Origin of the sequence: Polynucleobacter sp. QLW-P1DATA-2 (genome assembly GCF_001870365.1) — a bacterium.
Lineage (GTDB): Bacteria > Pseudomonadota > Gammaproteobacteria > Burkholderiales > Burkholderiaceae > Polynucleobacter.
Window position 1 is genome coordinate 75,701 of record NZ_LZMQ01000002.1, and the last position, 6,361, is coordinate 82,061.

Sequence of the window (6,361 nt, forward strand, 5' to 3'; positions counted from 1 at the left end):
TATGCCCAAGGTGGCACAAAGACACATTGGGCATAAAGACCAGTGCGGCGGAGTAATTGCCTACTGGTGGTATCGATATTCCTGGGTCTTTCCGCCATATCCGTAAGTGGCAGCCCTGACATCTTGCACATAGATATAGCTCTCTTCATGCAGATTACCTAAGATACGACTAAATCCCTCAAAGGCCTCTTGGATATATCTAGCCTTCTCATCCTTAGTATTGGTTTCATCGGTAATCTTGATATCAAAGTAAAAGCTATTCATATTTTGATGGCTCAATAGCTTTCCACCTATCATCCAGCATTCAGGATCTACATACTCAATCGCAATAGCAGTTACTTCCTTCTTCTTGCCTAGAATGCGGTGAGTCAGGTCTAGCAGTAGTTCATGTATTGCTTTGGTGGTGGCAGCATTCTTTTGTCCGCTGACCTTTACGTTCAAGATTGGCATATATCTCTCCTTGGTGAATTAAAAGTAATTAGCTATGCAACTATTACTTAAATAAAAAAAGCTCACGAATCTATACTTACTTCATGGCTGATGAAATAGTCCTCATTTGAGTTACAACAGATTCAAATTCATTGGTGCCTAACAATTTCTTCATACGCTTGGTAACAGCGCCACTAGCAGCATTTAGGTCTGCTTTGATCTTTATTGCGCTAGGGGTGGGATGAATCTCTTGTTCACGACCATCCTTTGCGGATGAAGCCCGTTTGATGAAACCTAGCCGCTCTAAGCCATCTAACCCTCTAGTCGCAGTGGGGCGACTGATGTTCATCTCTAAGGCTAATTCGCTTTGTAATAGGGGCGCCTTATCTAGAACCACCCTGAGCATAAATGCCTGGGACGGGGTGAGGCCAAAGGGTTTAAATTCACTAGTCCATTCCCGCTCTAGCTGGCGAGCTAGGCTGGTGGTATTGAAATAGAGGCATTGTTCAAACATGGGATTAGTGTAATCCATATTAATTAGCTATGCAACTATATTGAAAATATCAACAAAAAGTACACAAATATCCCAAGCCCATATCTACCACCCCAATAATTGATCTCAGTGCTTCACGCCTATGCGTTAAAGCTAGAGTCGCGACTAGCAGCGTAGTAATGGATGGGTTCACGCTCCATCACCGGGTATTGAAGCCAACTAATTTCAAAACATATTGATAGGGGTGGCATATGCCAATTTCAAATACAGACTTGCAGGACTTAGCTAAGGTTTCCTTAGATGAGTACTTACGCAATCTACCGGTTGATCAAATCGCCGTAGAGAGACCTTTCCTTAAAAAGCTAATGGAAGGGCGCAAGAGCCTATTGGGCGCAAAGCAGAATGTAGTCGAGAACATCCGCAAAGAACACGGCAGTAACTTTAGCTGGGCCTTTGGTGAGGAGACGGTTAAGTTCAATAAACGCAACACCACTGAGCAGGCCTCATTCCCATGGCGTAGAGCAGTAGATGGCTTGTACATTGACTACGACCGCCTCTTTAGTAACGGCATCAAGGTGCGCGAGGGTGGGGCGCGAGGATTCCAACTGGAATACAACGAGCGCGTACAACTGATCAATCTCTTGGATGAGCAGTTAGAAGTCCTGAGAGAGGGATTCCTCAATAAGCTGGACCTAGAGCTACACCGCGACGGCTCGCACGGCGCAGATGCAGTAGTTGGCTTAGATAGCCTTGTCAGCTTAGCGCCAGATGCCGGTACGGTAGGTGGTATCGATCGAGCCAAAGCAAGTTACTGGCGCAACTATGCAGTTAAGGATATTGCATCAACATCGCCAGGTAACTTGGTAGGCGAGATGGAGACTGCATGGCGTCAATGCATTAAGCATGGCGGTAGCCCGGATTTCATCATCGCGGGTGGGAAGTTCATTGATACCTATCGAAAACAGGTGACGGTGACCCATATTGCTGGATCAGGCGAAACCAAATACATCGATGCTGGGGTAGGTGCAGGTGTTAACACTGGCCTAGCCTTCAAGGGTGTGGAGATCATCTGGGATCCGCAGTTTGATGAACTCGATGCTATGGCCAATCGCACCGTGGAGTGGAGTAAGCGATGCTATTTCCTCAACACACGCTTTATGAAGCTACGTGATGATGACTTAGATATTGTTGCTCCAATCCGTCCGCACGACACACTAGCAATGTATGCCATGGTGAACCTACGCTGCGCTTTATCCATCTCAAGAGCTAATGCCCATGCGGTATTGGCCATTCAATAAGGAGAAATGAATGAATAACAGCATGAACAATAGCGTGAGTACAAAAGAACTCATTCATAGTGACTTCCAAATTAAAGAGGTGGAAGCGGTAGTGCGCAGAGATGCGTTCACAACTATCCATGTGCATGTACCGCCTTATGAGACCAATATCCTTCGCAACCTCTTTGGGCGCGAGAACGTCACGGTGTTCGAGCGCCCATCTAAGACCACCATCACTCCAGAACAAGAGTACGACCGCCTTTGTGCCAAGTACGGCCATGAGGTCGTAGCCAAAGTCTTTGGTGAGGATGATGGAGATCGCCTAATGGAGATCGTAGAAGGCTTGATGAAAGAAGGTCAGCTCCCAGTACAAGAGAAGGCATTAGAAGGAACTCTTGAGCAAGAGCCATCAGAAACCAAAGGAGCTAAGAAACGCTAGCAGAAGGGAAGACCACCGCTAGCAGCAGGTGTTTGGGTGCGGCTGCGGGTGTTGAAGTAACCATGGTGTGTGGGCGCGCGTAACTGCGCCCCACTGCCAACACCAAAGAACAGCCTAGGCGGTAGTGGGGCGGTGGACTTCCGTATTCCAAGCATCAAGAAAAGAAACTATTACATGCTTCCAATCATCACCTCTCTAGTCCAAACCTTGGCCGTCAATGGCCTGGGTCTACTTGCGGGCGCGGTACAAGCCAAAGGAAAGGAATTTATTGAGAGCAAGATTGGGGCGCGTATTCCGGACAATCCCAGTCAGGAAGATCTCATCAAACTCAAGCAGCTGGAGATTGAACAAGAGCAACTCTTATTGCAATACACGCTCAAACAAAAAGAGCTTGAGATAGAAGAATCCAAACTTCTTGCTGAGATGCATCGAGCATCACAGGACAGCGCCACCAATCGTTGGCAATCGGATATGGGTAGCGACTCCAAGCTATCAAAGAATATCAGACCAGGAACGCTGGTTTATATCCTGACGGCCTATTTACTGTTTGCACTTCTGTCAGCTATAGGTATAGATATCAATGAAGCTTATGTGAAGCTTCTAGGTGAATGGGGTCAGTTAGTCATGCTTGCCTACTTTGGCGGTAGATCAGTCGAGAAGATCTTTGAGATGCGTATGCATGGATTAAATAAAAAAGAAGATAAATGAGCGGTCTAGTAATGGAACAAGCAGCCTTCCTGATTGACGTCAGTCGCCTCATTCAGTTTGCAACAGCAGAAGGGTGGGTAGTTACAGGGGGAGAGCTCTGGAGATCGCCGGAGCAGCAGGAGATCTACTTTAAGAGCGGTAGATCAAAAACTATGAATAGTAATCACCTAAGACGCTGCGCCATTGATCTGAATTTCTTTTTGAATGGAAAACTGGTCTGGGATAAAGAGCTCATCCGCACTATTGGGGAATACTGGGAAAGCCTAAGCCCCAAGAATAGGTGGGGCGGGAATTTCAAGGGATTTGTGGATATTCCGCATTTTGAAAGAGTTGCCTGAGGCTTGCTTAATGACTGCAATCGGCCGAGGCTGTGTAAAAACCCAAAATACTTCCATTGATTTAGATTTAAAGCGTGTACACGGGTTTTGGCCTTAAATCAAACGCTTCTGGTTGAGCCAACAATTCTGTTTTGGTAATTTGTGATTTTTTAGTAACGCCTCGTAGAGGCGTTACTCAGGCCTGTTTATTACGGATTGAGTAAGGCTTTCGCCTTATGTCGCCATCGCCTTCATCAGATTGCTACTGCCCATGATCTTCATGACCCGTTTGAGGTTGTAAGCCAGGATATGCAGACTCATTTCTGTACTCACATGCTCTTTGGTTTTGGTGAGGAAGTGAGTGGCCCCCATCCAACTCTTTAAGGTTCCAAAGGTATGCTCAATGGTGCATCTTCGGATCTTCATGGCATCAGGCATGGCTTCTAGATTGGTTTGCATCTGATCTAGTACTACTTCATGCTCCCAGCGCTTGACTCGTCTATTTGTTCCGGTAGTGCACTGGGGTTTTAAAGTACAGGTTTTGCAACTCGAGCTCCAGTAGGCAATCAGATTCTTACCATGCTCCACGGTTCTAAACCGCTCTATTAATGCTTGCCCTGCAGGGCACTCGTATTCATTTTTATCAGGATGGTAGATAAACGCATTCTTATCAAACAGACCACTAGATCGATTGCTAGAGGTTTTGCATTTGGGGATGATGGGAGTGACACCCGAGTCCATGCAGTCTTTGATTTGTTCACCACTGTAATAACCCTTGTCTGCCACTACGGTCAGCTGCGTTACTTGCAGCGCTTCTTTGACTTGGTTAGCTATCGCGACCAGGCTGCTTCGATCATGCCCGACATTAGTTAACTCATGGGCTACGATGAGATGGTTCTTTGTGTCCACGGCTGCCTGTACGTTATAGCCCACGATACCGCCACCACGGTGTTGCATCGACCGGGCATCGGGATCACTCATGGAGATCTGTTTATCTGGTGCTGCTTGTACTTTTTCTTCAATGGCTTGTAGCTGTGCCATCTGCTCTGTAAAGAGCGCGATGCGCTCTTTAAGTCTGGCTTGGTGTGCGGTTGATTGGGCTGGAGAGCGCAGATCAGACGCCTCTAAATCTTTTAAGTACTGCGCAATGCTGGTTTCAGCTTCTTGGATGCGCCGTTTGATCTTGGCCTGGGTGAAGTTCTGATCGGAGCTGTTCACTGCCTTGAACTTACTGCCATCGACTGCCACCATGGCTTCGGTAAAGAGATTCATCTGACGGCACAGTTCAATAAACTGGGCGCAGACTTTACGGATGGCTTTGCCGTTCTCCCTGCGGAAGTTCGCAATGGTTTTAAAGTCAGGAGCTAAGCGGGTAATGAGCCACATGAGTTCAACATTACGTAGCGCTTCAGTTTCAAGGCGACGAGTCGATGCAATACGGTTAAGGTATCCATAAACATACAACTTCAACAGCACTGCAGGATGATAGGATGGCCTACCAGTATCAGCAGGAACTACTCCCTTCAAAACCTAAGCTGGCTAAATCAAGCTGGTCAACAAAGAGGTCAATGACGCGTACGGGGTTTTCTTCGGTAATGTATTCGTCAAGCAGCTCAGGTAATAAAGTACTTTGGGTTCGATCTTGGCCGACAATGAATCGTTTCATTTTCATGAACATCCGTTAATTAGTGATACTTAATTAACGTTTGAGGGTGCTTAGGTGTTTACAAAAACAGGGGGATTATTGGGGGTTTTTACACAGCCTCGGCCAGATGCAGCCATCGCACTGCCTACACAATTTCATATGTCAGGAGTAAGACTGCGGCACCCATGCAGATCAATGCGAGCATAAAGAACTTATCCGCAATATCTTCAAAATAAACCTTTTTTGAATTACTTCGAATGGATAGGTATGAAAAGATAGAGCTTGCTAGAAAGATGAGGGCATCTAGGGCTAGGAGGTCATCTACCCAATAGGCAATACCTCGGTTTGTTTGGGTTAGCTTCACAATGCTGATAACGGTCATGCATACCCCAAGCATTGCGCCTGAAGTCGGCAGAATATGACCACTTAGATTGTTGGGGTTATGCATTTACTGATGAATGTAGCCTGGTAAAGTGCCTGACCCAGGGTTTTGGTTGGGCGATGGTGATCCACCGAGTTCTGGCAAGTTGTAGTTTGGTTGGCTTGGCATCAGTCTTCTTTGGCTTGCATTAATAAAAGTAGGTACTTTGCTATCAAAAGATGCCTTTTGCTCAGAAGTCAATAATTTGTAAAGCGGTTTGGCAGTCTCATCTACCTCTTTTAAGCTGTTATATCGATTTTTTGCATCTTCGGTAGATTGGCTTAGAAATTTCAGGCCATCAATAGTGGCGGAACTATCGCTATTCAATTTAGCCCTTTCTTTGGCAACATCACTCGCATAAAGTCTCACCTTGATTGCAAAATTACCCCAAGCCTTGCTTTGTTCGGGTGTTAGCTTAAGACTTTCCTCAAGGCGAGATAATCCAGTTTCGATTTGCTCATAAGTCAGCAGATGTGAGCCTGGAGCAGGCATTGAGATATGGGTATTTGCCGATGTGCTGGAAGAGTCGGGATTGGAGGCATTGCGCCCGGCACCCCTTCGCATTCCAGGCATCCCTGGGATTCCAGAGCTTTGGGATCCGCCCCATTGAGCAAAAGACTCTTTAATGGGCA

8 protein-coding genes and 1 pseudogene are annotated in these 6,361 nt (G+C 46.5%); 4 read left to right on the top strand and 5 right to left on the bottom strand.

The window, feature by feature from the left end; all coding sequences use genetic code 11:
* Positions 1 to 60: 60 nt before the first annotated feature.
* Complete coding sequence (locus tag A9236_RS02540) at positions 61 to 450, bottom strand: 4-oxalocrotonate tautomerase family protein (protein ID WP_071466001.1); 390 nt, start codon at positions 448 to 450, stop codon at positions 61 to 63.
* Positions 451 to 526: 76 nt separating this feature from the next.
* Positions 527 to 943, bottom strand: coding sequence for a MarR family winged helix-turn-helix transcriptional regulator (locus tag A9236_RS02545; protein ID WP_071466007.1), 417 nt, complete (start codon positions 941 to 943; stop codon positions 527 to 529).
* Between the two features lie 230 nt (positions 944 to 1,173).
* Here A9236_RS02545 and A9236_RS02550 point away from each other — a divergent pair, with 230 nt between their 5' ends.
* From A9236_RS02550 to A9236_RS02565, 4 genes are all read left to right on the top strand, one after another.
* Complete coding sequence (locus A9236_RS02550) at positions 1,174 to 2,220, top strand: phage major capsid protein (protein WP_071466000.1); 1,047 nt, start codon at positions 1,174 to 1,176, stop codon at positions 2,218 to 2,220.
* A gap of 10 nt (positions 2,221 to 2,230) precedes the next feature.
* On the top strand, positions 2,231 to 2,638 hold the full coding sequence (locus tag A9236_RS02555; RefSeq protein ID WP_071465999.1) for a hypothetical protein: 408 nt from the start codon (positions 2,231 to 2,233) through the stop codon (positions 2,636 to 2,638).
* A 69-nt stretch (positions 2,639 to 2,707) separates the two neighbouring features.
* Complete coding sequence (locus A9236_RS02560; protein ID WP_071465998.1) at positions 2,708 to 3,346, top strand: hypothetical protein; 639 nt, start codon at positions 2,708 to 2,710, stop codon at positions 3,344 to 3,346.
* A complete protein-coding gene (locus A9236_RS02565) occupies positions 3,343 to 3,684 on the top strand; it encodes a M15 family metallopeptidase (protein WP_201721706.1) in 342 nt (113 codons plus the stop codon). Before A9236_RS02560 ends, A9236_RS02565 begins: the two co-directional genes overlap by 4 nt.
* A gap of 213 nt (positions 3,685 to 3,897) precedes the next feature.
* Here the strand turns inward: A9236_RS02565 and A9236_RS02570 are convergent.
* The 3 genes and pseudogenes from A9236_RS02570 to A9236_RS02580 all read right to left on the bottom strand — a co-directional run.
* Positions 3,898 to 5,329, bottom strand: a pseudogene (locus A9236_RS02570) (IS1182 family transposase).
* A 124-nt stretch (positions 5,330 to 5,453) separates the two neighbouring features.
* Entirely contained in the window at positions 5,454 to 5,756 is a 303-nt protein-coding gene (locus A9236_RS02575) for a hypothetical protein (protein ID WP_071465150.1), read from the bottom strand.
* On the bottom strand, positions 5,757 to 6,361 hold a 605-nt coding region (locus A9236_RS02580; RefSeq protein WP_071467735.1), incomplete at its 5' end, for a Spy/CpxP family protein refolding chaperone.

Bases quoted from the DNA above. Each gene is read 5' to 3' on its own strand.
- A9236_RS02540 (WP_071466001.1), bottom strand. From the start codon at position 450: ATGCCAATCTTGAACGTAAAGGTCAGCGGACAAAAGAATGCTGCCACC.
- A9236_RS02575 (WP_071465150.1), bottom strand. From the start codon at position 5,756: ATGCATAACCCCAACAATCTAAGTGGTCATATTCTGCCGACTTCAGGC.
- A9236_RS02565 (WP_201721706.1), top strand. From the start codon at position 3,343: ATGAGCGGTCTAGTAATGGAACAAGCAGCCTTCCTGATTGACGTCAGT.
- A9236_RS02555 (WP_071465999.1), top strand. From the start codon at position 2,231: ATGAATAACAGCATGAACAATAGCGTGAGTACAAAAGAACTCATTCAT.
- A9236_RS02545 (WP_071466007.1), bottom strand. From the start codon at position 943: ATGTTTGAACAATGCCTCTATTTCAATACCACCAGCCTAGCTCGCCAG.
- A9236_RS02550 (WP_071466000.1), top strand. From the start codon at position 1,174: ATGCCAATTTCAAATACAGACTTGCAGGACTTAGCTAAGGTTTCCTTA.